Consider the following 25,772-nt stretch of genomic DNA (forward strand, 5'->3'; position numbering starts at 1 on the left):
ATCAATGAAATATTTTAAACCGAGAATCTTTACAAGCTTTTTTTCTTAAATTTCTTTGCCAAATCACATAAAGATTATTTAGAAACAAAATTATTTTATGATTGGCATTGCCTACCTAATATTTTTGTTGATTTACTACTTATATAGTAAAGTTCTTAGCTAAAAAAAATTATTTTTGTCTAAGTTTCTCCCAAATTTTTTAACACACTTAAATGAATATTAATAGATATAACCATGCTGAATACTTCCCGTTTTAACATTAATAGTTGAATATCTTGAGAGTATTATCACTGATTTTTGAATCTGCATATATTTACGTTAGTCACAATTTATTTTTTCGAGATATTCTTCACAATTCATCTACGAACTTTAGCTAAAGCGATTATTTTTCTACGCTGTAAAATTTCCTTTCTCACAGCTAATCCTCCTTGATATTCGTGTTTGAGTAAAGGTAAACAACGTTCATACTCTTGATCTGCTGCTACTAATTCACCTTGGCGAAAATGATCCATAATTTGCAGTAGATGTTCGGGGTAAGCATAACCTGTCATCAACCCATGACTACCTGCTTGTAGTTCTGGGAGACAATGTACACCGCCTAATGCACCAAAAATACCTAAGCGATCGCCTAAACTATTACGTAAATGCCGAATTTTCTCAAAGGTAGGTTCTTCTTCTAGTTTAATCGCCTGTACCTGCTCTACTTCTTCTACCAAACTTGCTAGAAAACTCACCGATAATTTTCCTGTTAAAGCCGGATAATCTAGAACTACTAAAGGCATTTGAGTGGCAATACCAATTTTCTGATAGTGTTGTTTTACTTGTTGTGTATCAGAAAAGCTAGGCGGTACAACTAACAAACCTTTAGCACCTAATGCAGACATTTGTAACCCAAATTTTGCGGCTGATTCTGCTGTTCCGCTTACTCCTACCACTACAGGAACGCGATTTTTCACCTGCTTAAAGACAATTTGTGCTACTCGCAAACGTTCTTTAGGTGTTAATTTAGCTTCTTCTCCTAATACAGTTAATATTGCTAGTCCATGTACTTTTTTTTGAATATAAAACTCTACTAAACGTTCTAAACTAGCTTCATCTAATTCACCTTCAGCCTGAAATGGTGTGACGAGAACTGCGTAAAGATGGGGTAGTAAAGGACTTTGGGTAAAAAAATTTTCCATGCGCTAGATAAAATTGTTAAATCACAGATTGTTTATCCTAGCTCATGCTCATGATTTTTCCACGCGATCGCTACATCACACTTAGTATCAACCGCAACTAAATAAATGCGTGTAAACCATGAAATACATTCATCAAGTAAAATTCAGTTGGTAAATACGTTAGTGGTTAACTTATATCCCAGTATCGGATACTCCTATACTTGGCTATTCTCGCGATCGCTGCTCAAGAATTAACTCGCGTCTGACTGCAAGCTTGTCGGGGTTAACGGGCTTTGAGTCATCAGTTACCTTCATAGCAAAAATAAATAAATGAGGAGTACTCACATTTTTGTTGACAAACATGAATGATGCTCATATTATCAAAATATGAGCTTCGCTCACATAAACCAGCAACTGAAAAGGAGTCTCTGACAATGAGCCAAGATTTACTGAACCTACCCCATCCCAATCCTGTAACTGCTTTAGAAGAATACGGAAGCGATCGCTTGGGATTTATGCAACGCTGTACCCAAGACTATGAAGGCATCGTACCTTTGAAATTTGGCGATGAATGGTTTTGTCTGTTGTCTAATCCTGACTACATCACTCAAGTGTTAAAAGACCGGATGTTGTTTATCAAAGCTGCAGAAACACAACAACTGAGCGGTATTTTAGGTAATGGCTTGTTGAACAGTGAAGGCGATTTTTGGTTGCGACAAAGACGACTTGCCCAACCCGTCTTCCATCAGCAGCAAATTAACAGTTATGCTGCCATGATGGTGGGCTACACCCAACGAATGTTAGAAACTTGGCAAGATGGAGAAGTGCATGATGTCCATGAAGCCATGATGCGCTTGACGCTGAACATCGTGATGAAAACCATCTTTGACCAGGATGTAGAGGATACTGCCGCCGGAAGCATTGCCCATACCCTAGATGTAGCCATGAACTGGGTTGAATATCAAGAAGCGAAGAATGTGATGGGGGCATTAACGGAAATTGGGGAACTGCGATCGCCCAGTGCAGATATGCCTTCTGAGGATATAGATCAACGCTTGCAAGAAGCGATCGCTCTATTGGATGAAACAGTATATGCCATCATTCAGCAGCGTCGCGCCAGTGGTAAAACAGGCAAAGATTTATTAGGAATGCTGATGCAGGTCGAAGACGCAGATGATGGTAGCCGCATGACCGATAAACAATTGCGAGATGAAGCTGCAACCTTAATTTTGGCAGGACACGAAACCACCGCCAATGCCCTGTCTTGGACATGGATGCTATTAGCCCAAAATCCCGATGTCCGGGAAAAACTCAATGCAGAACTGAAAACAGTTCTGAACGGACGCACACCAACCCTGGCGGATTTACCCCAGTTAACCTACACCAATTGGGTAATTAAAGAATCCATGCGGCTGTATCCCCCTGCCACCGATGTCTCACGGGAAGCAACCCAAGATTGCGAAATTGGCGGCTATTTGATTCCCAAAGGGACAACCTTAATTGCTAGTCAATGGGCTATGCACCGGAACCCGCGTTATTTTTCCGAACCAGAATTGTTTCAGCCAGAACGCTGGGCTAATGACCTAGAAAAACAGTTACCCCGTGGCGTGTATTTCCCCTTCGGTGATGGGCCTCGCGTTTGTATTGGTAAGAGTTTTGCTGTGATGGAGGCGGTGTTATTACTAGCAACTATCGCCCAAAAATTCCAACTGGATCTCGTTGCCGATCAAAACATCGAACTTCAGCCCTCAATTACCCTCCGCGCCAGACACGGCATTCAAGTTGTCTTGAAAGCAGTTGCATAGAATTTGCTTCAAGTTATGAGAAGTTGGTTCCCATCAGATCCCCGACTTCTTCAAGAAGTCAGGGATCTATTTAACTCTAATGTTGTGCAGGAGATGAAATTATGAAGGAATTAATAGAGCAAGATAAGATTATTCAAAGCAATCAAAATAATTCCGAAAACATTTTGTCTTTAGCACGTTTGAGTGATTCTATTTTTGCCTTTGCAATGGCTTTAATGATAATTGCCTTTGATTTACCAGAAGATGCTAAAGCAATGACTGATGGTGATATCAATGCCTTTTTGTTTAGTCAGTTAAAGCCTTTAGGAACCTATGCTATCACTTTTATTTTAGTAGCGAATTATTGGATTTCCCATTCCCGCCAGTTCAAATATCTGCGAAGAACTGATGAAACCCATATGTGGATTTCTGTAGGGTATTTAATAGGCTTGTTTTTAGTGCCTTTATCTAATGATTTAATCATCACATTTCCAGAAAATTTTATGGTCGAAGTTTGGTTTAGTTTAAATATTGCCGCAATTGGGTTTGTTTCTTGGATAAATTGGTCTTATGCGACAGGCGATCGCAAATTAGTAGACAGTGATTTGGATGATGGGACAATTCGCTCAATGAAAATCAAAGCTTTAATTGAACCGATAGGTGCATTGATTTCCATTGGCGTGGCATATCTTAATCAAGAGTTATGGGACTATTTTTGGGTTTTGCTCTTCTTTGCCTATTCTCCCTTAGAAAAATACTTCAATAAATCGGCTGAATTAGTGTGATAAATCTGTCAGCTTGAGGCAATCATCACCACATCAATAGACAATTCTCATCAAGATGGAATTACGCAAGTCAGGCATTAAGTGAATTTTGTAGGAGTTTTTTATGACAACTCACAGAAATACATCTCAAGATTTTTCAACCATTAACAACAATCTGCCAGACGATACCATAATTAAACTCAATCAAAATCAGATCCAAGATAGCGCACGCGTATTAGGTCAAGCATTTATTCAAGACCCATTTTTATCATACTTTCTCCCAAAAAAACATCAGCAAAGAATAGATGCAGTTGAGTGGATTTCGCGCACAGTATTATGTTATTATCAACGCTCCGAAGAAATTTATATAACCAATAATTGCATTAAAGGAGTTGCAGTTTGGACACCACCAGAATACTCCAGCGATAGTATATTACATTGGTTGCAAGCTGGACTAATTTCTCTACCACAAAAAATCGGGGTTCGCAAAATGGTAGAGTTTTTATCCGCCAATCAAAAAGTAGATGAATACCATCAAAAAATTATGAAAAAACCACATTGGTATTTGAGGATGCTTGGTGTTTCTCCAGATTTTCAAAATCAAGGTGTGGGACAAAAGCTGCTGCAACCTGTACTCAATCGAGCAGATAAAGCAGGTTTTCCTTGTTATTTAGAAACTTCTACACCATCAGGAGTACGTTTTTATCAAAGACAGGGATTTGTCGTTGTGGATAGTGACAAACTATTACAAGATAGTCGGCAATTATGGTTCATGAAGCGCGAACCACAATCAGACTATAGCAATCCTAAATGATTTGTGAAATCTGATCTCAAGGATTGTTGACTGTTAACAGTTGACAGTCAACAATCAACAGCCAAAACCGATATTTTTCACAACCTTTTCGCGTGATAAAATAGCAAGACTGTGGGAATTATTGCAAAAACGCATCAAAATCAGCCATGTGAAAGTTTCACACTTCCTCTATTCTTCTGTAGGTAAATTATCGTTAAATTACTTGGGTGAATATATTCAAAGATAAAACAAGTCAATTTTTTCTCCCCAAATTCTCATCTGGTAAGTTGCTAGATGAGAAGTGACTTTGCAGGTAACTTAAGCTGAAACGCTTCATTTCTGCTACCAGTCGCTGCCGAAACTGTTGCTCTTGATTGAGGGAAAGCCACATTAAGGTACTGATTGTTTTTACCAACACAAAGGCGATCGCTTCGTAGTCTACTGTCTCTAACCCTGCTTCCCTTTGCGCGAGCAAGGTGGCGAAATCTCTAATCAGTTCAGCATCAGCAGCATCTCCAACTGCTTGCACTTCAGGTATAACACTCTGAACTTCCATAAAAATTGCAAAGTAGCCGGGATTTTCAGAGAAATGCTGCTCGGTGATATCAATCAACTGCTCAACCAGGACAGATAAGGGCAATTTTACCAAATCGGGATTATTGAGTATTGCCAATTTTTGATGCAGACGTTCTTCATACCGCAAGGCCAAAGCCTGCATAATCGCTGTTTTATCGGGAAAAAATTGGTATAGTGAGCCGATGGGTATCTTTGCACCAGCCGCGATCGCATTGGTTGTAGTTGCAGCATAGCCCTGAGAAATAAACAGTTCTTCTGCTACATCAATAATGCGGTTAACTCGCTCCTGGCTGCGGGCTTGGCGTGGTTTGCGGCGCATTCCGCCTGCGCTTGATGGGCTTTCGTTGGTCATATTACCTCCCTGGCTTGAGGGAATAAATGAGGATTAATCACATTTATCTTGACATAACATGAGTAATTGTCATATTTTAAAAAGTGAGCTTTACTCGTATTTTATCTTAGTTCTTAATGGAGAATCTTTCCATGAGTCAGAATTTAATTTCCCTGTCTCGTCGCGAAAGGGCGATCGCTCTGCTTGATGACACAATACATGCCATGATCGACCATCACCGCTTGAGCCAGAAAATAACCAGCAAATTAAAAAAGAATCTGACAGATGGTAGGGGCATGGCATTGCCTCTAGAATATATTGATGTGCCGCAAAAGCTATTTAAATTGGTATGAAGTGGGATACATAAATTCAAAAAGGGTATTTCTGAATGTACAGAAATACCCTTTAAAGCTGATTATTTTTACATTTCGCGGCAATTTAGAGCAAAGTTAGGAGATACAGCAGCGAAAATAGAATAATCCAGATGATATCTACAAAATGCCAGTAGATTTCCGCCATTTCAATGCCAGTGTGTTTAGTTGCAGAGTAATGACCGAGACGGCGCGATCGCCACAGCACACCAAGTATTAACAATAACCCAATAAATACGTGTAAACCATGAAAACCAGTCATCAAGTAAAAGCAGTTGGCAAACACGTTGGTAGTTAATCCATATCCCAGTGTCAAATACTCATATACTTGACCGCCTAAGAAAATTGCTCCCATTAGCGCCGTAATTCCATACCATAAACGCATTCCGGCGACATTGTTCTTTTTAATCGCTGTATCGCCTAAATGAATGACAAAGCTGCTAGAAACCAGGATGATTGTGTTAATCGTGGGTACGAGTAATTCTACCTCTGTACCTTCTGGCGGCCAGACTTCCGCACCACCACGCAAAATCAGGTACGTGGCAAAAAAGCCAGCAAACATTAAAGACTCGGAAACCAGAAACGTCAGCAGCCCAAACACCCGCAAGTCTGGATGGTGTTCGTGAGAAGCGGTTGACGCTAAGGCTATTTCTGGGGCGTTTAAAGTTGAATCCTGCATAAATTCCAATTTCTAGATAAATAATTGGACGGTGTACTTTCAAGACTTTTTCTCTCTGTGTCACGCCAGTTGCTACAACGTGGGGAACCCGCGCAACGCACTGGCTTCTCTGCGTTCTCTGCGGTTAAATAATAAAACCACAGAGACACAGAGAACGCAGAGTCAATGAGATTTCTAATACCAATTTGAAAAAAGAAGGGGACAGATGGTAGGGGCATGGCATTGCCATGCCCTCTAGAATATATTGATGTACCGCAAAGACTGTTTAAATCTAAGCTGCGGTTTGGGCTGTTTCTGGAATTTCAATATTGCGCCCATAATCATAGGGGCCGTGAGTGACTACAGGTAATACTTCCCAATTTTCAATCGCTGGTGGGGAAGCGGTTGTCCATTCTAAAGTCAGCGCCTCCCAAGGATTATCTGTGGCTTTGGTACCATACATCCAACTCCAAATGGCGTTGAAGAAAAAGGGTAATACAGATATGCCAAGAATCATCGCGCCAATGGTACAAATATGATTGATTCCGGCAAATTGCGGGTCATACATGGCGACTCTACGGGGCATTCCTTGTAATCCCAACTGGTGCATGGGTAGGAAGGTGAGGTGAGTACCCACAAAAGTGAGGGCGAAGTGAACTCTTCCCCAAGTTTCATTCATCATTCTGCCGGTAATTTTGGGAAACCAATGATAGATTCCGGCATAGATGCCAAATACGGAACCGCCAAATAAGACGTAATGAAAATGACCGACGACATAATAGGTATCGTGAACGTGGATATCAAAAGGGGCTGTGCCTAAAGTTACACCGCCCAATCCACCAACTACAAACATGGATAGCAAGCCAATGGCAAATAGCATGGCGCTGGTGAAGCGGATTTTACCACCCCATAGAGTTGCTACCCAACCAAAAATTTTCACGCCGGTGGGAACGGCAACAATGAGAGTAGAGATGGTGAAGAACATCCGCATCCAAGGGGGTGTACCACTGGTAAACATGTGGTGTACCCATACGAATAAACCGATAATGCAAATTGCCAAGCTGGAATAAGCGATCGCTTTATAGCCAAATATTGGTTTACGGGCGTGAACGGGAATCACCTCGGACATAATGCCGAAGATGGGCAAAATCATTAAATATACGGCAGGATGGGAATAAAACCAGAATAAATGCTGATAAAGCACCACGTTTCCGCCTGCGTCTGGCTTAAAGAAAGAAGTGCCAAAGTTGATATCAAATAATAACAGCACTAATCCCGCCGCTAGCACTGGGGTAGACAGCAGGGCTAAAACGGAAGTTGCTAAAATTGCCCAGCAAAATAATGGCATTTGTGTCCATTGCATACTGGGGACTTTCATTTTCAAAATGGTGACGACAAAGTTTAACGCCCCCAAAATTGAGGAAGTTCCCACCAAAACGATCGCTAAAATCCACATTGTTTGGGCAGTATTAGCGGTGATTAAACTCAATGGCGGGTAAGCAGTCCAGCCGCTTTGAGAACCACCAAAAAAGAAACTGCCTAAAAGTAATGCGCCGGCTGGGGGATTCAACCAAAAGGCGATCGCATTTAATTTCGGAAACGCCATATCTCGCGCCCCCACCATCAACGGAATCAGGAAGTTACCAAATCCACCAATGGCGGCGGGTACAATCCACATAAAAATCATCAATGTGCCGTGATTCGTCATGAAGGCGTTATACAGATTGGGGTCGAGAAAATCTGCATCTGGCGTATTTAACTCGATGCGAATAGCCATAGCCATCAATCCCCCAATCAGGTAAAAGATAAAGGCTGTTACCAGATATTGAATGCCAATGACTTTGTGGTCGATATTAAATGTAAAGTAGTCGTACCATTTCCAACTCTGGGGTAGTTCGTGGGCGGTAACAACTGCTGTAGTTTGCGAATTTTGTAACTGTGTCATAGAAACAGGGGCTAGGGGCTAGGGGCTAGAGGCTAGGGAAGGAGGACAAGGGGGACAAGGGGGACAAGGGGGACAAGGGGGACAAGGAGGACAAATGACAAATGACTATTGACTATTGACTACTGACTACTGACTGACTTGATTTTCTGCTAACCAGCGATCGTATTCTTCGGGGGTGTGGACAACTACGGAACTACGCATACTACCGTGATAGCCACCACAAAGTTCGGCACAAACTATGGGGTAGGTTCCGGTTTTGGTGGCGGTGAAGCGTAATTGTGTGGCTTGTCCAGGAATTGCATCTTGCTTCAAGCGAAACTGGGGTACCCAAAATGAGTGAATCACATCATTTGCAGAGATGTTTAGTAATACATCTTGATCTACAGGAACGTGCAATTCGCCAGTATCAACATTTTTATCGGGATAGTTGAACAGCCAAGCATATTGCATTCCCGTGACGTTGACTACTAAAGCAGGTGGTTTTCCTTCGTTTACAGGTGTGGAACCAATACCAATCGGGTTAGATTTTGTTTCTGTCATCATCGATTCGTGACTCATTCCATGATGGGATATGGCATCCATCCCGCCCATTTCTGTGTAAACATCTACACTGTAGATTCCTAAGCCAATAACGATGATTCCGGGAATGATAGTCCACAAAATTTCTAAAGGAAAGCTACCTTCCATTGGTTCGCCATCGCTGTTATCGCCACGACGGCGGCGAAACTTAATTACAGCAATGAGTATCGCCCCTTGTACTACTAAAAATAAAGCAGTCCCAATGGCTACCATCACGTTAAAAAAATTATCTACTAAAGGCGCTTGTAAAGAAGCTTGTTCTGGAAGCAGATGATTATTTTGTCCTACCCACAAGCTAATGAGAGTAATTAAAATACCTGCGATTAAAGTTACGATGCCAACGGGTATTTGTTTCATAAAATAATTTCCTCTGGATAAGGATTCTGCTGCCACATTCTTTGCAATATTTTGATTTTTCTTTGTCTCATCGCCGCTCGATAAGCAACATAGCTATTATGTAAATTAACTCCTAAACAAAAACCTATAGGAGCTAAAATGATCGCCCATAATAATCCATAAATCCGGGGATTTATTCCATAATTCATTAATTGCTGACTGTTTTTTATGTCTGACAATAAATTTTCTCTTGCCAGAAAATTTAGATGTTCTTGCCAAACTACTATTATGGCTACTAAAGCTGGAGAAAGCACTACTAAGGTTAATAAAATTACTGTGATAATTTTTAATGTCTTCGGTTGCATAAGCATCACGCTAAACCGCATATTCTCGTGAATGCGGCGGTATAAGTACTGCATTTTCAAATCCGGTTAATTCCATCTGTAAACGCCAATAATCTTGACAAATTACAGCGAATCTCTTTGATATATGAAAATCTGCTTTAATCTGCTTCTGAGCAATTGGGATATGAAGATGAAAAAGTAAAGTCAGCCAATACCGAGACAATCTTACAACCAAGGAATAAAAATCTTTCTTCCTTTGTTACTTATATTTTGTTACCTATATTTTGTGTATATATCACGAAAAAAGATTATCTGGGTAAACTCCCCTCAGTTCGGCAGCATTTTTTAGGATTTCTTAATAGTTGAGAATGCCTAAATATTTTAGATTTTCTTAACTATTGATAGAAAAATTTTTCAACTATCGCCCATCGGTCTTCGCCCAATCCTCCTGATGCTTTTTGTGTATTTATTGGTTCATATATCAAAAGAGAACTGCTAGAGAATATTCAGAACACTCCTATTCGACCTGTATATCAGAAGTGTTATATCAGCTACTTGATTTCTTCATCGCGGATAATTAAGAATGTACTCAACTGTGTAAATCCTTACACCATAAGAGCTTCAAAGTATTTTTCTGTTGGGGTACTAGTATTTCTCTAATGTTAAGAATATTTACTGACAGTTATAGGTACTAGGGTTTTTCTCCGCCATACCCAGCTCTACTGAGGTAATTTAGGCAGTTATTTGTTAATTTATTTAAGGAAATCCATCTCATTGATTCATCAGCGAAGCTTAATTTTATTAACACACCTTCATGAATAAAATTATTTATACCAATTTAATATAAAGTTGCATATATCTAGATCCCCCTAAATCCCCCTTTTTAAGGGGGGAATTTGATTCTTTTCCCCCCCTTTTTTAAGGGGGGCTAGGGGGGATCGAATTCTATGCAGCCTCATAAAAAATTGGTATTAAAAAATTAATGAGATAAACAGCGTCTATTCTTACGGCTACGAGCTAGATTTATCTCGCGAATATAATGTCAAGATTTCATAATTTTATAGTTGATAAACTCTTGTCAAGCTGGAATTTTGCCGCTTTGGTTTAATTCTTAAAAAACTAATGTTTTTATAGCAGTTAATTAGATTTTGTGCTGTTACTCAAATCCCATAAGCATAAGGGGTAATTTTGTTACACTCATGTTAAAATTGCTAACTAAAGTTTAGAGTTAGCGAATCTAGATAATAATTTTTTGGGAAATATGAAGATTCATATAATGGTTCAAGACGAACAAAAATCCCATGAGTTTTTGGTTAAAAAAGTTACTAATGTAAAGCTGGAGGAATGCGGATATTCCCAGAATTATTGAATCCTGCGCAATCAGTTTTAATTAATAGAAATTTTTAGCGATCGCTTATTAACAAAGTCTAGTAAATAAGACTTACGCACCGAACACAAAAACCCTCACTAGGGTGGTCAAAAGTCAAAAGTCAATGGTCAAAATTCAGGTTTTTGGACTATGGACTATTGACCATTGACAAAAAGCATGAAAAATATCTGACACTGCGTAAGTCCTAGTAAATTCGGCATCTTTGCCAGCAAGAGTAATCAATAGAAGCTGTAATTAGGAGATATTTACAGCTTTATTTAGTATTTCCATCTAAAAACAACTCTGACAAAACCATGCCCTACGCCATTACTAAGCGCTGTATTCAGTGTGATAATTGCCTTCCTCATTGTCCTAAAGGCGCTATCCAAGTGATAGATGGTGATTACTGGATTGACCCGACTGTGTGTAATGACTGTGAAGGTTATATGACACCACAGTGCGTGCTTTCCTGTCCTGTTGATTCACCTATACCTTATCAGGCGAAAAAGGGCAGATGCAAGATTGACGCCAAAACTGTTGCGAGTCCGAAGCTGTTTACTAACGGAAACAGCCATCCTTTTGCTTCAGCGATTGTGATTTGGGAATTGTGCAACGTTTTAGCGCAACGCCAATCTCTTGTGTGGGATATGGATGCAGAGGGAGAGTTATATTATCAACGACAAATTAATGGCGGTAAAGGTGCGATCGCTTTTCGGGTGACAGATAGTGTTGATTCTACCGCAGCAGTAGCGCTTAAAGGTGCAGAAGCTGTCTCTGCCATTGAGAACTTCGATTTGAGATCTGCTTGTTTGCACTTAATCTATGCTGCTTATGCGACTAATTTAGAGCAGCCTTGGGCAGAAGAGTTTATCATTAATGACAAACAAATTGAAGATTATTTAGGCTTAGATAAGCGCAAAGATTTAAATAAATCTACCAAACTGGCTTTAATTAAAGAATTAGTACAGCAACCATGTCAACTGATAGCTTCAATTAATTTACCTGCAAAAGGTAAAATTCAGGAAGTGAAATTAGAAAACAGTCGAGTCTGGCATTTATTAGAAATTCAACACCATTTTCAAGAAGATGATTTAGGCTGTAAACATCTAGTAGGATTAACTTTTAAAATTCAAGCTGGGGAATGGGCACAGTATTTTTTAAATCGCCAAGCTTGCAAAGAAAGGAAAGCTTTTTATCAATATGGTACTTTACCCAAGGTTTTACTGAATACAGTCATGAGTATTTGGCAACAGCATGAAGGTGCAGCCAGGATGATGCTGTGGTTATTATTTAAAACCAAAATGGGTAAAGAACAGCGCGTAACTATTCCTACTTTGATGAGAGTAGCTTATGGTGAGGTAAAATTAAGCCATGTAGCCTTGCAACCAGAACATCGCCAACGGTTATTAAGAATATTTGAAAGCGATTTAGAAGTACTCCATCATTATGGACTAAAACCAATATTCGATCCCGTTACTTACCCTGAAGAAATTCAACCTTTATGGGCGAAATTAGTAAATATTCCCGAAGATGCAGAAGCAGCATTAGAATTCTGGATTGATGATGGTAGTAATAGTAAGCGATTAACTGATGCAGCGCCACGTGGTAAATGGACTAGATTAATGAATGCGCGGATTTTAGATTTTGAAATGCCTTCAGATTGGAAAAAACAATTGAGCAAATCAAAGCAGAAAAAATCGCGAACTACTAAAAGTAAGACTCAGATGAAACAGCAAATAGTTCTTTCTACCGAATATATTCTTGAAGCGAGGAAAAAACTCGGATTAAGTCAAAGAGATTTGGCTCAATTAACAGGTAAAAGTCAGAGTTGGATTCGAGATATTGAAAACGGGCGGTTTCAAGCTAAGTTAGAAGACCAAATATTATTAAGAAAAGCATTAGGTATCAATTCTAATTCTGTGGGTGGAAGTTAGGGAATTGGTCAATGGTCAATGGTCAATAGTCAATGGTCAATGGTCAATAGTCAATGGTTAATGGTCAATGGTTATGCGTTTATAATATATCGCGAAGTGTAGGGACTGGACAGTGCCCATAGGTGTTAACTTATCGTGAAACCCTGTTACCGCAAGGAACTGAAGTTCCTTGCTAATAGCCAAAGTCATCTCAAGATGACTAAATATCCTCACAATCTTGAGTCTACTTCAGTAGGGGCGGGTTCACAAATATGCTCCAATAATTCACAACTATCTCGCTTAACCCGCCCCTACTTGAACTTTTTCCCTGAAAATTCATTCTCAGATGGGCGAAAAAGCTAAGACAGAGGCGATTTTTAGCTGAAGTTGATACCAATGAAATGCTACAAGAAACCTGACAATTGACCATTGACAAATGACAATTGACCAATGACCAGTTATCTTTAATACAAAGCAGAGGGTATAAATACTCCTGTTGGCTCGTTATACAAGCCGATACTCATCAAGGTTTCGGGTTGGATAAAACGCAAGCCACGATCTAAACACCAACGGAACAAGTCGCCGTTACGCATGGGAACGTAAAAGCCTGAACCGGCAAAGGCTGGTGCTGCGCCAATTAGTGCTTTTAAGTCTTCATTATTTTCGCCTACGGCATGACCAAAAAAGCCAATTTCGGTGGCGTAACCGGAGATACGTCCATCATACTCAACTAAAGTGGCTGTACCGCGCTCAAAGGCGGTTTTGAGTTCGCCTGCGCGGTTATGTCCGTGAATGCGATCGCATAGTTGATTACATCTAGCAATGTCGGCTGCTGTTACCGGACGCACAATTCGCCCTGGTATTGTAACAAAAAATGGCTGTCCTTGCAAGTTCGCCAAGGGTTCGCGGACATTAAAGCCGAGTTTGGTATACAAGGAAAGGGAACGGCTGTTATATGCAGCTTGCACGAGTCGCACGCCAGGATAGCCTTTTTCCTGGGTTCGCTGTAATACATGTTCCATCAACCGACGACCTACAGACAAGTTTTGGGCGGCTGGATCGACTGTAGTGGGGCCGATTCCGGCGATCGCATCGCCTTCCCATAAAAAATTGCTACCGACAACGCGCCCATCTGCTGTCTCTGCGACGACTGAGTAAATATTGGGATCTGCTAATAGTTCGCTCAACATCTCCGCTCCAAACTCCGCAGAAGGAAAGTCTGGTGTATAACCATACTGTTCCGCAATTGCACTGAAGGCTTGATACACAATAGTGCCACAATGTAGCGCGTCTTCAGGGCGTCCCCCACGCAGTGTCACCGAAGATGTTTTTTCTAATACTTTATCCATAATAAAAAACCTGCTGATTTCTTCCTTCTGCCCTCTGCCGTCTGCCTTCTTCTCTCAAGCACGCCCAACCAAGCTCGCAACGACTGTGGCTAACTCTGCTGGTTCAATAGGTTTGGGTAAATGTAACTGATAACCTTCTTGAATAGCGCGCATTCTGTCTTCTGCTCTAGCATAAGCTGTCAGGGCGGCGGCGGGAATATCTCCGCCTTGCTCTGGTGGAAGCGATCGCACTTTGCGAATGAATGAGTAACCGTCTTCGATTGGCATACCAATGTCGCTGACAATGACATCTGGTTTCCACTGTGGAATTATTTCTAAGGCTTCTTTAACCGATGCGGCGGCTTGTACTTCGGCTTGGGCTTGTTGCAGTACAGTTGTGATAAAGTCTCGGCTGTCGGCTTCATCATCCACAACTAGCACCCTTGTACCTAATAAGGAAGGCAATAAAACTGGGGCGGAATCTTCTTCCTGAGTAACTTGGGGAATATTTGTCTGTGTGGGCGACAACAAAGGTAGGTTGACTGTAAATGTTGAGCCTTGTTCCTCGCCGGGGCTATCGACTTGCACCGTACCGCCATGTAATTCGACTAAATGACGGACAATTGCTAATCCTAAGCCGAGTCCGCCATGTTTTCTGGTACTAGAACTATCTGCTTGGCGAAAGCGGTCAAAAACGTAGGGAAGAAACTCAGAACTAATGCCGATACCAGTGTCAGTTATTTGAATTTGAGCGTAGCTAGTAAGATTACCTTTGAATTTTTCGACGGTTTTAGCCAGTCTAATTTCTATTCTCCCACGAGGTGAGGTAAATTTGATGGCGTTGGATAATAAATTCCAAATAATTTGTTGCAAGCGTTCGGCATCGCCAGAAACTAAAAAGTCACTATTGCCATAATTTGCTAGATGAAATTGCATCTCAATTTCTTTGACTTGGGCGGCGAGATGCACGGTTTCCAAGGCTGAGTTAATAATCGAAATCAGATTGCAGGTAGCGACATTTAAACGCAATTTTCCTCGGATCATCCGGGAGATATCGAGTAAGTCTTCAATCAGTTGGGTTTGGATTCTAGCGTTGCGTTCGATTGTTTCTAAACCCTTACTAGCTTGAGCTTCGCTGAGATTGCGCGATCGCAGTAATTGTGCCCAACCTAAGATGGCGTTGAGGGGCGATCGCAATTCATGGGACAATATCGCCAAGAATTCATCTTTCATCCGGTTGGCTTCTTGCAATTGCTCGGTTTGTTGCTGCAAAGAATTAATTAACTGCGCTCGTTCCATGGCGATCGCAATTTGATCGCAAACTGCTTGCATCATTCCCTTTTGATTTTCAGTAAACCGCGTGCGGGTGCGGCTGCCGAAGGAAAGTGTACCTAAAAGCTGTCCTTGGGTGATTAACGGGTAACTATAATAAGCTGTAATACCAATTGAGCGAATTAAGGCTGTTTTGGGATCGGTAGATTCCTGCACGTTATCTACAGTAATCTGACATTTGGTTTGCGCTGTCGTTCCGCATACCGCCGTACCCACAGCTAGATATTCAATTTCTTTGGCTAGTTCTGCGGAAATACCTGTAGATGAGGCGAGATGCATTACTTGAGAGTTATCTTCTATCAAGTAATTTAGATACATATCTAGCCCAATCTGTTCAGCAAGTTTACGGAATAAGCTATCAACTAAAGCCACAGGATTTTGACTGGATAACAATTCGCTAGCCGTGTCAAATAGTAGTTTTAGCCGCTTATAACCTAAGGAAATGGCTTTTTCTACTTCTTTGATATTGCTAATATCTTGAAAAACTAATACACAGGTAGCCGGATAGCCATGCATTGCTGGTAAGGTATCGGCGAAGATTAAGAGCGATCGCACGCCTTGATTTGTATGCCAATCTACCTCTAAGCCATCCAAACGTTCGCCACGAGCTACCCTAACTGCGGGGATTTGGTCGTTTGCTAGGCGATCGCCATTGGCATCGGTGAAATAATAAAATTTATTGTAATCTTCTATTGCTATGCCTTTGGGAAATTCCCCTCCCGCCGCTTCATCGGCAGCACGATTAGCAAAAGTTACCTTTGCTGTTCCCGGTTCAATAAATAAGAGTGGCTTGGGCATTAAGTTGAGGACATCTTCTAGCCATTTTTGCTGATTGCGGAGCAATTCCTCAGCTTGCTTGCGTTCTGTAATATTTAAAAATACGCCGATACAACCTCTAGTTTTACCTTCCTCATCAAATAGCGGTGCTACATATTCCAGCAGTTTGACGATGTTGCCATTATCTTGCACAACATCTACTTCAAAATCCATAACTTCCACACCATGCGCCGCAGCATACTGCATGGGGAGTTCTTCTCCAGATATTTCTCTACCTTCACGGTAGACTTTAAAATTCGGTTTCTCTTGAATTGGCGCGCTTAGGGAAGCATTGTGATTCGGAGAAATTCCTAAATGTTTAGCAAAAGCAGGGTTAACACGGATTGTTTGACATTCGGGATCTTCTGCGATTCCAATCCCGACAGGAATAACATCAAGCAAAGTTTGTAACTCAGTAACGCGCCGTTGTAAATCCTTGTTGAGTTGGATAATTTGCTGTTTTGCCTGTTGACGTTCGCTTAAGTTGATAATAAATGCTACTGACTCTTGGCGCTGTTCCCCTAATAATACGTAACCTACTAAAACCGGGATGCGGCTGCCATCTTTGCGGATATATTCTTTTTCATAAGGCGTACAAGCACCGTTAGCACTGGCTTGGGCTTCAGCGATTCCTTTCTCATCTAAATATAAGTATTCTGGGGGTGTGATTTCACTCCAACTAATTCTTCCTGCTAATAAATCTTCTCGCGTGTAGCCAATTAAAGATAAAAATTCGTTATTAGCTTGTTGGATACCGCCATAGATATCACCAAACAAAATGCCGATTAAATTCGCATCTACAAGACTTCTGAGTTTGGCTTCATAGGCTTTGAGTTCATCTTGCACGCGATCGCGCTGTTTGCTGAGACGTTCGACTACACTGGTACTTTGCCATATAATCGTGGCAAAAATCACCATAACGATAATCGCAAATAATGATATAGCAAACGCCGTATCATAACCACCGATTTTTTGACCGAGAACAATTAACCATCCTACAACAAACGGAACTGCGATCGCTGCTAATAATAATCTGCGAGACAACAAACCGCTATCGGTATTGCTAGTAATTATTCGCATTAATCCCTGGCTTGGATTTGTCCACATAATTCCTATACACAACACTATAAAAGTAATAGCTGTGTGTAACGCCATTGAAGTTGAATAAGGTTGTGCGCCATAGAGAGTACTTACGTGATAGGTATAACCAATTAAGGCTTGAATAGCAATTAAACCAGCAATTAGGGCGAGTATTTGGGAATACCAATAACTGCGGGAGGTTTTTTGAAACACTGCTAATTCTAAGGCTCTACCAACTAGCATAAAATCAAGTGCAGTGTTCAACCCCATGCGCCCTGGCTGCGCTGTCAATATAGGATGTGGGGAGTCGGGGAATAATAACTGATCAATGCCAAAATTAGTCTGAAATACATATTGAATGACTGTCAATAACCCCAGAATCAATACTGCAATCGCCAAAAAACGAGAACCCCACAGATAACGACTATGATTTTTCCCAGAAGCACCTTTTTCTTTGTTGAGATTTTGAACTAACAAAAGTGACACCCCAGACAATATAAAACCCAAGGCTGAATTTGCCTTCATGGTTACTAAACCGCTAGAGCAGACACATTTGAGCCATTCAATCTCGAAAGCCCAGCCTATTAGTACAAATACACCAATGAAAATGGCGATCGCACTAGTGATTTGTACTATTAACGCTTGTGTGGAGACGCGATCGAGAGCTGGCAAACGCTTGCGGTTTCTGTTTAACATCCAGGTTTTTGTAACCCCATCTAAACGTGCCAATCGTAATTTATTTTGTGTGTGAGTCTAGTGGGTTATATTCTGGTACTTAATGATACCTACATTCAATTTATGATTTCATCTATCTATGTGCAGATTTTATTGGGCATGGGGCATGGGGCATTGGGCATTGGGCATTGCTCAAAAGTCTAATAGAATTCTTCATTTTGAATTTTGAATTTTGAATTTTGAATTGATTTTGTCCTCCTTCCAAAAATCTATCTTGGTGTAGATGTTAAAATCTGAAAATATACGCGCTGCCATCATCAGTAAAGCGTTGTTCGCCAATACCAACGACTTCAACAATTACTTCTCTCTCTGGTGGTATCCAGTCCCCTACTCTAGGCACAATATCAACGACAATTTGATTTTCTTGCGTATATACCCTGATTTCTCTTAAAGAATAGTTTTGATTTTGACTAGAATTACTAATACCATCATCTTCAAAAAATAAGTATTGATTGTCACCAGGCCAAATACGCCAACGCAGTAAATTTTGTGGCAATTCATCGACATATTGCTGTACTGGTTGCATAGGGATAATCGCACCACCACGGACATAAAGTGGCATTTTTTCTAATGGTGCATGACTCAGAATATGGGTAGGGCCTGTGTATTGTTCTCCCGTCCACCAGTCATACCAAGTACCTGCGGGTAAATAGACAGCGCGGTACTCAACTCCAGGACGGTAAATTGGTGCAGCCATTAGGGAAGCTCCCAAAAATACCTGATCGTAAATTGTGTAGGTTTGGCGATCGCGCGGATAATGGTAAAATAAAGGTCTTAAAATCGGAGCGCCCGTTTGTGCCGCTTCCCAAAACAGATTGTATATATAAGGTAATAGCTGATAACGCAGGTTAATATATTCTCGACAGATATTTTCAGTGCGATCGCCAAATACCCAAGGTTCATGACGCGCCGTAGACATCGCCGAATGTCCCCGCATCAAAGGGTAAAGCATTCCCACCTGCATCCACCGGGCAAATAATTCTGCCGTCGCGTTACCAGCAAACCCGCCAATATCGCAACCCACAAACGCCACACCCGAAAGCCCCATATTACACAACATGGGTAGGGACATTTCCAAATGTTCCCACAAAGATTGATTATCCCCCATCCACACCGCAGACCAACGCTGTACCCCCGCATACCCCGAACGAGTCAACACAAAAGAGCGCTCCTGCTGCCGATGACGCTTTAACCCCTCAGCAGAAGCCTTAGCCATCATCAACCCATACAAATTATGCACCTCTGTATGAGTCACATCAATTTTGAATTTTGAATTTTGAATTTTGAATTGTTCATCCCCCTGTGGCGCATCCAAAGGAAACCATATCTTCTCCCCCCCATCCCCAAAGGGACGATTATCAATAGCGGGTTCATTCATATCATTCCAAATTCCCGCCACACCCATATCGGTGAGACTTTTGTGCAAATCACCCCACCACTGACGCACATCAGAACGTAAAAAATCGGGAAAAACTGCCTTTTCCGGCCATACATAGCCGTGAAATAACGCGCCATCAGCTTTACGCACAAAATAATCGTTCGCCAATCCTGTATCAAATACGTGATAATTAGCTTCCGGTTCATATTTCACACCCGGATCGATAATTGTCACCGTCTTAAAACCAGCTTGTGCTAAATCGCCGATTAATTTAGCTGGTTCCGGGAAACGTTGCGGACTCCAGGTAAACACGCGATAACCCCGCATATAATCAATATCTAAGTGGATGACATCACAGGGAATGCGACGCTGACGAAATTCTTGCGCCAGTTCCCGTACCACATCTTCTGATTCGTAACTCCAGCGACATTGATGATAACCTAACGCCCATTTTGGCGGTAGCGGCATTCTCCCAGTCAATTGCGTGTATATACGTAAAATATCTGCTGGTTCCGCGCCGTAGATAATGTAATAATCTAGCTCTCCGCCTCGTGTTTCCATATTCCACACACCAGGCTGTGCTGCGCCAATATCAAATTGACTCCAAAAAGTTGTGTTAAAAAAGATGCCATAACTCAACTCAGGGCGCAAAGCCATAAAAAAGGGAATGGCTTGGTACATTTCATCAGTCAATGCATCATAATCTAAAGCATCAACCGTCCAGTTAGTTTTAACTTGGCTGAGTTTATCTAAAAAACCTGTGCGTTCGCCAAAACCGTAAAAATGCTCATCAGCGTAGATTTTCTTCCAACCAGCAACCGCACCCTGACGCCAACCTATCCCCAAATCCACATCTTCCGCAAAGGGATGATTAGCGTTATCAAAGCAAACTAGGCGAGAATTTTGCTTTTGCACACACAAGCGAATTTTTCCCGTAGTAATTTCTACCTCTGTTTCCCTATCCTCTACCGCAAAAGCTACCTTTTCCCATTCTGAATCATCCACCGTCACCGCCCAAGAACGCCGGGTGGTAAATTCCCCTGTCGGTGAAAACCTGACTCTGATTAAATTAGGGGAAAGTATAGTAACTTGTAACCGCGAGTTACCACAATCAAAATTAACAGTGCTATCGCTCCAATTTACAGCCTGTACGCTACCGATATGATTCCAAGGTTGGTTGGTTGTCGGTAATTTACCAAAATATTGCGGCATGATAACTGATGACGGTTGACGGTTGACGGTTGACGGTTGACGGTTGACGGTTGACGGTTGACTGTTGACTATTGACTATTGACTATTGACTATTGACTATTGACTATTGACTATTGACAATCCCTTAATTCAAGACTACACCTACAAGTTCCTGTAAATCTTCCTCCTTCCAGGGTTTGCGGATACAAGCATAAAGATTAGCTTGTTGTCTAGCACGCTCAATTGCGGTTTCGTCGGCTTGTCCTGTTAACATAACAGTAATCACTTCCGGGAAGCGTTGATGAACTTGAGTTAAAAACTCATCTCCTCTAACATTAGGCATCAACCAGTCAGAGACAATGATGAGAATTTTAATTCCTTCCTGTTCTAATTCATCAATCACAATCCAGGCTTCTTCTGCACTTTCGGCAACTTCATAAATATACTTATTGCCAAATAACCTTTTGAGTTGTTCCTTCAGTGCCTTTAAAATTGCAACTTCGTCATCTACACAGAGAATAGCAGCATCAGACATAATAAATTTCCTTTACCTATTTAAATAGACTCAATGGGCAAATACACAATAAATTGAGTATGCCCTGGTTTAGTATCTAATGTTATCCGTCCTTGATGTTTATCAATAATTCTGCGAGAAATATGTAATCCTAAACCACTTCCTTCACCAGCCGGTTTGGTGGTAAAAAAAGCATCAAAGATTTTTTGCTGTATGTCTTCGGGAATGCCAGATCCTGTATCTGTAATGCTTACCTGAATTTCCTGTGCTTGCTGACGGGTAGCGATAGTCAACGTTCCCCCTGATGGCATTGCTTGTATAGCATTAAAAATTAAGTTTGTCCATACTTGAATTAGTTCGTCGGGGTAACCCCAAATGTCTGGTAAATCTTGATAATCACGAATTAATTTAATATTGCGTTTAAGTTGATTGTGATAAAGAGCGAGCGTAGTTTCTAAGCCTTCAGTTACTTTTAATAACTGTTTTTTCCCACTTTGATCGAAATGCGAATAGCTCTTGAGTGCAAACACAATTTTGGCGGAGCGATCTACTGCATTGCTAATCATCTGATTATTGATAAAGCAAGAAGTGAGATTATAGGCAAACTGTACAGTCCATTCTCTTTGCTCACCCTTTAATAGAGGCAACAAAAATTCTATATCTTCATTTATGCCCATATCCATCAAGAGGTCGGCAATATAACGGGCATTTTTAATATCATTTTCTTGCAGTTTATTAGTGATTTTGCGTTTGAGTGACCTGTCTTTTTGATAGCCTCCCAATGGCATATTTGCCATTGTATGATTAATCATGTTAAACAGAATTTCTTGTTCGTTACTATTTAACCTCTGATGTAAAGAAGAAATTTCTGCAATAGCTTCTTGCATTGCTTGATTATTGTTACTTGCCGATGCTTTGATAATCCCTAACGGATTATTAATTTCATGAGCTATGCCTGCAATTAGTTGTCCTAATGCTGCCATTTTTTCTTTTTGAATTAACTGATCTTGGGTTTGGTGTAGTTCTGTTAAAGCTGCCTTTAATTCTTGGTTTTTATTCCACAATCTCTGATTGAAACTATATGATAAAGCCCCAATGATAGCGGCTGATAATATTAAAGAAACTGTAGTACCAATATCTGCTATTTTTCTCGCCTCTACTTTCTGTTGTACATAATATTTTTCTAAAATAAAAACTTCAGCATATAATTCATCATATATTTGATCGATACCATCAGCATCAACTTGGATTGCTTCTTTGACTTTACCTTCGTTGATTAGCTTTAAAACCCCATCAATTTGTGTTCTATAAAAGCGATGTAGGGCCAACAATTTTTTTAAATCATCTTTTCGATCAATTTGCCGTAGCTCATTTAATATGATGCTGGTAGTTTCTTTATTTTCCGCTAGTTCTTCTGTTAAATCTTCATCAAGTTTGCCTTTAGAAATACCCTCCCATTCTAAGGCATTGAGCCTGCTGACTTGCTCTTTGACACGAGTTAAAAGTAGTCTGGTGTTATTGCTCTGCTCTGCCATCTGATTAAGTGTATAAATTGCCCCGGCTGTGGCGATCGCAACTATAATAGACAGCAATAATATGGGCAATGTTGAATATTGAGACTTGAGCTTGACTGGAGCCTGAGCTAACTGCGCTTTTAAGACTAGATAGAGGTGATTGAACATACATACTAAATAATAGAGAGTACGAAGCAATGATTACGGCGATAACAATCAACAAATTTGTCAATAGTAGTCGAAATACTGACACTCAGGAAATAATAGCAACCTCTTTAGTAATTGTAATACAGAAAAAACACTAAATTTAGGATTATTTTTCCCTATATATCGAAAAAATCACCAGGGTTTATTGGCATATATATTGCTAAAAATACCGATATTGATCGCGATCGCATCCATGAAAAATGAGACAATTCATGGCAATTTGCAAAAAGAATGCAACAGATGCTAGAGACATACCTGTGTCAACTTAACTCGAAACCCAGTTACCGTAAAGAAATTCAATTCCTTGCTCATAGCAAAAGTCATCTACTGGGTTGGTGACATCTCCTACACTTCTGCTTCGCAGTAATCACAACTAATAAGATGAACCACTAAATATGCTCTAAATTTTTAGTCTACTTTGAGTATATTTGGACTTGGTTCCTAGTCATTAATTCCAAAGCAGGCGAGAAAGCTTACAGTTAAGGAATTTCTAGCTGAAGTTGACACCAATGCTCAAAACTTGCACCCCTACATAATTGCAATAGGCTTCAGTGGAGACAGCAAAATCTGCTTTTGTTGACTAAATATACCAAACTGAGTCAGTGAAATAGCTTGTAACTTGCGGAAAACACCAAAATGAGTAAGTAAAATGGCTTATGACTTGCGAAAAACACCAAAATCAGTAGGTAAAATGGCATTTTTAGTCAGTGAAATAGCATTCGACTTGCGGAAAACACCAAAATGAGTAAGTAAAATGGCATTTTTAGTCAGTGAAATGGCATTCGACTTGCGGAAAACACCAAAATGAGTAGGTAAAATGGCATTTTTAGTAAGCAGAATGCCATTTTGAGAAGGTGGAATGGTATTCCAAGAAAGCGATCGCGGATTTTGCTGACTAATTTTAGTTTAAAAATCAAATTTAGATGAAGTTGTTGTAAATAACGTAACTCAACAAAATCACAGCCTTAACTCTGTACAAAAGATTGCTTTAAGCTACACTTGAGCGTCTAGACACAGTACATGCGTTAAAAATAATACATATTTTTGCTCAAACACAGTCCTGAAAAAACTTGCTGAAGAATCAACCGTCAGTAAGGGCGGGTTGATTGAGAATTATCGTTGATCCGTGAGGATATTTGTGAACCCGCCCGTACAACAGTCAACAGTCAACATAAATTTTAATTCAGCTAATCGCGAGAAAAACTCACAACCAAACATGAAAATCTCTGTTAACAGTCAACACTCAACAGTCAACATAAATTTTAATTCAGCTAATCGCGAGAAAAACTCACAACCAAACATGAAAATCTCTGTTAACAGTCAACACTCAACAGTCAACAGTCAACGCTATAGTAATCTTTTTCTTTACCCAAACCTTGATTAATCACCTTGAAGCAGCTGTGTTTGCTTAAACCACAGGCAGTGATGCTCGTCTTAGGTTACTATTACTTTTTAGTAGAAAACTGTCAATTTGTCTCTATGGATACAATGAATATGATATTCTATTCAGCTTCATTAATATTTCAGAGAAGTAAATTCTCTGAAATTAGCTGTTCTGTGAGATGACAATGTGCAAATAATTAAGCAAATTTTAGCATAATTATTTCTAATTACACTGAAAAATTATGCTAGTAGCGGCATCACATCCTTCAGGCATTTTTGTCACCAAAGGACTATATACTAGACTAGACTTTAGGCGATTTGAGCCTTTTGTTAATTGTGATACCTTAGACTATTAATTTTTAGAGGAAATACTAGCTAAAAAACAGTTCTTAATGTTTAGTAAAAATTAGATCAAGTATCATCAAAAAACCGAAAACTTCATGTGGTGTGACAATCAAGAGAGGAGTGAAAACATGGATTTACGTAGAGATGCACTGCAAATCCTGAAAGAAACGAGTCGAACTTTTTACATCCCAATTAGCATTTTACCGTCAGGATTACAAGAGGCAGTTGCATCAGCATACTTGTGTATGCGCGCTATTGATGAAATTGAAGATCATCCAGAACTGGATAACCCAACAAAAGCCCAGTTATTACGCACAATTAGCTTGACATTACAAGCTGGGGTTGATGGTTTTGCCGTGGATGCTTTTTCCTCAGGATTCAATGATTATGAAAATACTTTACCAGAAGTTACCCTTGGCATTAGGGACTGGTCAATTTTAGCACCGGAAGCGATCGCCCCGCGAATTTGGGATGCCACCGCCGCAATGGCAGATAGAATGGCATATTGGGCAGAAAATAACTGGAAAATCACCACAGAATCAGATTTAGATCGTTATACATTTGGGGTTGCAGGCGCGGTGGGGTTGTTGTTATCTGATTTATGGGCTTGGTATGATGGTACTCAAACCAACCGTACCCAAGCCATCGGTTTTGGCAGGGGTTTACAAGCAGTGAATATTTTACGTAACCATACTGAAGACTTAAAACGGGGTGTAGACTTTTATCCCCAAGGCTGGAATGCTGCCAACATGCACGAATATGCAAGGCGCAACCTAGCCCTAGCAGACGCTTACACTCAAAGTCTAGGTGCGGGGCCAGCCTTAGACTTTTGCCAAATTCCCCTCACCTTGGCACATGGAACCCTAGACGCCCTAGCCAATGGCAAAGAAAAACTCAGCCGTAACGATGTTTTGGCACTGCTCAAGCAATTTATTGATGTGAACATTAAAGCTAGTTAGGAAAGGCAGAGGGCAGAAGGGGATGAGGCAGGGGAGCAGGGAGCAGGGGGGACAAACAATTCAAAAT

General features: G+C 40.6%; 19 protein-coding genes. 7 read left to right on the plus strand and 12 right to left on the minus strand.

The window, feature by feature from the left end:
• Positions 1–356: 356 nt before the first annotated feature.
• Both H6G08_RS03790 and H6G08_RS03795 read right to left on the minus strand, forming a co-directional pair.
• Positions 357–1,181, minus strand: a complete 825-nt coding sequence (locus tag H6G08_RS03790) for a dihydrodipicolinate synthase family protein (RefSeq protein ID WP_190538954.1) — start codon at positions 1,179–1,181, stop codon at positions 357–359.
• Positions 1,182–1,385: 204 nt separating this feature from the next.
• A complete protein-coding gene (locus tag H6G08_RS03795; protein WP_190538955.1) occupies positions 1,386–1,523 on the minus strand; it encodes a hypothetical protein in 138 nt (45 codons plus the stop codon).
• A gap of 71 nt (positions 1,524–1,594) precedes the next feature.
• Here H6G08_RS03795 and H6G08_RS03800 point away from each other — a divergent pair, with 71 nt between their 5' ends.
• From H6G08_RS03800 to H6G08_RS03815, 4 genes are all read left to right on the plus strand, one after another.
• A complete protein-coding gene (locus tag H6G08_RS03800) occupies positions 1,595–2,965 on the plus strand; it encodes a cytochrome P450 (RefSeq protein WP_190538956.1) in 1,371 nt (456 codons plus the stop codon).
• Positions 2,966–3,066: 101 nt separating this feature from the next.
• Positions 3,067–3,729 carry a TMEM175 family protein gene (locus tag H6G08_RS03805; protein ID WP_190538957.1) on the plus strand — a complete coding sequence of 221 codons (663 nt, stop codon included), beginning with the start codon at positions 3,067–3,069 and terminating at the stop codon, positions 3,727–3,729.
• 103 nt (positions 3,730–3,832) lie between these two features.
• On the plus strand, positions 3,833–4,522 hold the full coding sequence (locus H6G08_RS03810; RefSeq protein ID WP_190538958.1) for a GNAT family N-acetyltransferase: 690 nt from the start codon (positions 3,833–3,835) through the stop codon (positions 4,520–4,522).
• A 40-nt stretch (positions 4,523–4,562) separates the two neighbouring features.
• Positions 4,563–4,748 carry an alpha/beta hydrolase gene (locus H6G08_RS03815; RefSeq protein WP_190538959.1) on the plus strand — a complete coding sequence of 62 codons (186 nt, stop codon included), beginning with the start codon at positions 4,563–4,565 and terminating at the stop codon, positions 4,746–4,748.
• Between the two features lie 6 nt (positions 4,749–4,754).
• Here the strand turns inward: H6G08_RS03815 and H6G08_RS03820 are convergent, their stop codons facing one another.
• The gene (locus tag H6G08_RS03820; RefSeq protein ID WP_242046057.1) at positions 4,755–5,429 is read right to left on the minus strand and encodes a TetR/AcrR family transcriptional regulator; all 675 of its coding nucleotides are present in this window, start codon (positions 5,427–5,429) and stop codon (positions 4,755–4,757) included.
• A 131-nt stretch (positions 5,430–5,560) separates the two neighbouring features.
• Between H6G08_RS03820 and H6G08_RS03825 the strand changes: the two genes are divergently transcribed.
• The gene (locus tag H6G08_RS03825; RefSeq protein WP_190538960.1) at positions 5,561–5,761 is read left to right on the plus strand and encodes a hypothetical protein; all 201 of its coding nucleotides are present in this window, start codon (positions 5,561–5,563) and stop codon (positions 5,759–5,761) included.
• Between the two features lie 85 nt (positions 5,762–5,846).
• On the opposite strand, the gene H6G08_RS03830 is transcribed toward H6G08_RS03825, so the two are convergent.
• From H6G08_RS03830 to H6G08_RS03845, 4 genes are all read right to left on the minus strand, one after another.
• Positions 5,847–6,458, minus strand: a complete 612-nt coding sequence (locus H6G08_RS03830) for a cytochrome c oxidase subunit 3 (RefSeq protein WP_190538961.1) — start codon at positions 6,456–6,458, stop codon at positions 5,847–5,849.
• A gap of 271 nt (positions 6,459–6,729) precedes the next feature.
• Positions 6,730–8,382, minus strand: a complete 1,653-nt coding sequence (ctaD, locus tag H6G08_RS03835) for a cytochrome c oxidase subunit I (protein WP_190538962.1) — start codon at positions 8,380–8,382, stop codon at positions 6,730–6,732.
• 126 nt (positions 8,383–8,508) lie between these two features.
• Positions 8,509–9,318: a cytochrome c oxidase subunit II gene (coxB, locus tag H6G08_RS03840; RefSeq protein ID WP_190538963.1), complete on the minus strand. Its 810-nt coding sequence runs from the start codon at positions 9,316–9,318 to the stop codon at positions 8,509–8,511.
• Complete coding sequence (locus tag H6G08_RS03845) at positions 9,315–9,716, minus strand: hypothetical protein (protein WP_190538964.1); 402 nt, start codon at positions 9,714–9,716, stop codon at positions 9,315–9,317. Before H6G08_RS03845 ends, coxB begins: the two co-directional genes overlap by 4 nt.
• A gap of 1,608 nt (positions 9,717–11,324) precedes the next feature.
• Here H6G08_RS03845 and H6G08_RS03850 point away from each other — a divergent pair.
• Entirely contained in the window at positions 11,325–12,944 is a 1,620-nt protein-coding gene (locus H6G08_RS03850; protein WP_190538965.1) for a helix-turn-helix domain-containing protein, read from the plus strand.
• Between the two features lie 443 nt (positions 12,945–13,387).
• On the opposite strand, the gene H6G08_RS03855 is transcribed toward H6G08_RS03850, so the two are convergent.
• From H6G08_RS03855 to H6G08_RS03875, 5 genes are all read right to left on the minus strand, one after another.
• Positions 13,388–14,272 carry a GNAT family N-acetyltransferase gene (locus H6G08_RS03855; RefSeq protein ID WP_190538966.1) on the minus strand — a complete coding sequence of 295 codons (885 nt, stop codon included), beginning with the start codon at positions 14,270–14,272 and terminating at the stop codon, positions 13,388–13,390.
• Between the two features lie 54 nt (positions 14,273–14,326).
• On the minus strand, positions 14,327–18,175 hold the full coding sequence (locus H6G08_RS03860) for a hybrid sensor histidine kinase/response regulator (protein WP_190538967.1): 3,849 nt from the start codon (positions 18,173–18,175) through the stop codon (positions 14,327–14,329).
• Positions 18,176–18,440: 265 nt separating this feature from the next.
• A complete protein-coding gene (locus tag H6G08_RS03865; RefSeq protein WP_190538968.1) occupies positions 18,441–20,804 on the minus strand; it encodes a glycoside hydrolase family 31 protein in 2,364 nt (787 codons plus the stop codon).
• Between the two features lie 124 nt (positions 20,805–20,928).
• Positions 20,929–21,318, minus strand: a complete 390-nt coding sequence (locus H6G08_RS03870; RefSeq protein ID WP_190538969.1) for a response regulator — start codon at positions 21,316–21,318, stop codon at positions 20,929–20,931.
• Positions 21,319–21,338: 20 nt separating this feature from the next.
• A complete protein-coding gene (locus H6G08_RS03875; protein WP_242046058.1) occupies positions 21,339–22,979 on the minus strand; it encodes an ATP-binding protein in 1,641 nt (546 codons plus the stop codon).
• A 1,895-nt stretch (positions 22,980–24,874) separates the two neighbouring features.
• Between H6G08_RS03875 and H6G08_RS03880 the strand changes: the two genes are divergently transcribed.
• The gene (locus H6G08_RS03880) at positions 24,875–25,705 is read left to right on the plus strand and encodes a squalene/phytoene synthase family protein (protein WP_190538970.1); all 831 of its coding nucleotides are present in this window, start codon (positions 24,875–24,877) and stop codon (positions 25,703–25,705) included.
• The last annotated feature ends 67 nt before the right edge of the window (positions 25,706–25,772 follow it).

The organism is Calothrix anomala FACHB-343 (genome assembly GCF_014696435.1).
GTDB lineage: Bacteria > Cyanobacteriota > Cyanobacteriia > Cyanobacteriales > Nostocaceae > Aulosira > Aulosira anomala_A.

Excerpts from the sequence above, each read along its gene's own strand:
- H6G08_RS03790 (WP_190538954.1), bottom strand. The coding sequence starts at position 1,181 with ATGGAAAATTTTTTTACCCAAAGTCCTTTACTACCCCATCTTTACGCA.
- H6G08_RS03795 (WP_190538955.1), bottom strand. The coding sequence starts at position 1,523 with ATGTTTGTCAACAAAAATGTGAGTACTCCTCATTTATTTATTTTTGCT.
- H6G08_RS03800 (WP_190538956.1), top strand. The coding sequence starts at position 1,595 with ATGAGCCAAGATTTACTGAACCTACCCCATCCCAATCCTGTAACTGCT.
- H6G08_RS03805 (WP_190538957.1), top strand. The coding sequence starts at position 3,067 with ATGAAGGAATTAATAGAGCAAGATAAGATTATTCAAAGCAATCAAAAT.
- H6G08_RS03810 (WP_190538958.1), top strand. The coding sequence starts at position 3,833 with ATGACAACTCACAGAAATACATCTCAAGATTTTTCAACCATTAACAAC.
- H6G08_RS03820 (WP_242046057.1), bottom strand. The coding sequence starts at position 5,429 with ATGACCAACGAAAGCCCATCAAGCGCAGGCGGAATGCGCCGCAAACCA.
- H6G08_RS03825 (WP_190538960.1), top strand. The coding sequence starts at position 5,561 with ATGAGTCAGAATTTAATTTCCCTGTCTCGTCGCGAAAGGGCGATCGCT.
- H6G08_RS03830 (WP_190538961.1), bottom strand. The coding sequence starts at position 6,458 with ATGCAGGATTCAACTTTAAACGCCCCAGAAATAGCCTTAGCGTCAACC.
- ctaD (WP_190538962.1), bottom strand. The coding sequence starts at position 8,382 with ATGACACAGTTACAAAATTCGCAAACTACAGCAGTTGTTACCGCCCAC.
- coxB (WP_190538963.1), bottom strand. The coding sequence starts at position 9,318 with ATGAAACAAATACCCGTTGGCATCGTAACTTTAATCGCAGGTATTTTA.
- H6G08_RS03845 (WP_190538964.1), bottom strand. The coding sequence starts at position 9,716 with ATGCAGTACTTATACCGCCGCATTCACGAGAATATGCGGTTTAGCGTG.
- H6G08_RS03850 (WP_190538965.1), top strand. The coding sequence starts at position 11,325 with ATGCCCTACGCCATTACTAAGCGCTGTATTCAGTGTGATAATTGCCTT.
- H6G08_RS03855 (WP_190538966.1), bottom strand. The coding sequence starts at position 14,272 with ATGGATAAAGTATTAGAAAAAACATCTTCGGTGACACTGCGTGGGGGA.
- H6G08_RS03860 (WP_190538967.1), bottom strand. The coding sequence starts at position 18,175 with ATGTTAAACAGAAACCGCAAGCGTTTGCCAGCTCTCGATCGCGTCTCC.
- H6G08_RS03865 (WP_190538968.1), bottom strand. The coding sequence starts at position 20,804 with ATGCCGCAATATTTTGGTAAATTACCGACAACCAACCAACCTTGGAAT.
- H6G08_RS03870 (WP_190538969.1), bottom strand. The coding sequence starts at position 21,318 with ATGTCTGATGCTGCTATTCTCTGTGTAGATGACGAAGTTGCAATTTTA.
- H6G08_RS03875 (WP_242046058.1), bottom strand. The coding sequence starts at position 22,979 with ATGTTCAATCACCTCTATCTAGTCTTAAAAGCGCAGTTAGCTCAGGCT.
- H6G08_RS03880 (WP_190538970.1), top strand. The coding sequence starts at position 24,875 with ATGGATTTACGTAGAGATGCACTGCAAATCCTGAAAGAAACGAGTCGA.